This window comes from Agrococcus versicolor (assembly GCF_039531815.1).
GTDB lineage: Bacteria > Actinomycetota > Actinomycetes > Actinomycetales > Microbacteriaceae > Agrococcus > Agrococcus versicolor.
Genome location: NZ_BAAAQT010000001.1, coordinates 1 through 1,010 on the forward strand (window position 1 = coordinate 1; position 1,010 = coordinate 1,010).

Genomic DNA, 1,010 nt, shown 5'->3' on the forward strand with positions numbered 1-1,010 from the left:
GCCGCTCCCGCCGAGTAGTCGTCACGCAGCACGCAGGGCCCGTCGCACTCCGGTGCGACGGGCCCTTCGTCATGCGTCCGGCGCATCGGGCGGCGGATCTGTCACCTGCGGTCGACGGTCCAGCGCCGCGGGCGTGCGTTCCCCGCGCCGCCACCTACCGTCGGAGGTGCCGGCGTGGTTGAGGGATCAGTGCGCGCCGTGCAGTGCGGGGCCGGAGCGTCGCAGGGGCCGGCCCCGCACACCGTCCGGTCGTCGGCGACCGCCCGCTAGCCGTGGAGGCTGGTGAGCAGCAGCACGCCGCCGATGCCGACGAGCGCGGCGCCCGAGGTCGCGTCGATCGTGATGAGCGCCCGGCGTCGACGCAGGATCGCGCGGAAGTGCGACACCGCCAGCACGAAGAGCGTCCACCACGCCGTGGTCAGGACGATGCCGAGCAGGCCGAGCACGAGCACCTGCGGCAGCACGGGCGACGACGGCTCGATGAACTGCGGCAGCACCGCGACGAAGAAGAGCACCGCCTTCGGGTTCAGCAGGTTCGTCGCGAAGGCCGACGCCCAGCTGGCCGCCGCCGGCGCACGGCGCTCCTCCGCCGGTGCGGGCGCGACGTCCTCCGGTGCGCGCCATCGGCGAACCGCGGCGAGCAGGGCGCGGACGCCGAGGAAGCCGATGCAGACCGCGCCCGCGATCTTCACGACCAGGAACGCCTCCGGGCTCGCCAGGAGGAGTGCCGACACCCCGAGGCCGGCCGCGAGGAGGTGCACGGTGAGCCCGCACAGCAGGCCGAGCGCGCTCCACAGCCCGCTGCGACGCGACCGCGCCGTCGACCGCAGGACGATCAGCCAGTCCGGCCCGGGGATCACGAGGGCGATCGATGCGGCAGCGAGGAACCCGAGCACCGGGAGCACGTCCACTCGGACCTCCCTCGTCGGACGATCGATCCTACGACGTGCGCCCGAGCGGCGTCCGCTCGCCTCCCACGTCGCCGTGCCGCACCTGCCGCGCACGACGAC

Annotated in this window: 1 protein-coding gene; it reads right to left on the reverse strand. The window is 74.5% G+C overall.

Annotation, left to right across the window (positions count from 1 at the left end; translation table 11 throughout):
• Window positions 1-266 precede the first annotated feature (266 nt).
• Window positions 267-911 (reverse strand): LysE family translocator, encoded by a 645-nt coding sequence (locus ABD249_RS00005; protein WP_344339044.1) that lies wholly within the window; start codon window positions 909-911, stop codon window positions 267-269.
• Window positions 912-1,010: the final 99 nt, after the last annotated feature.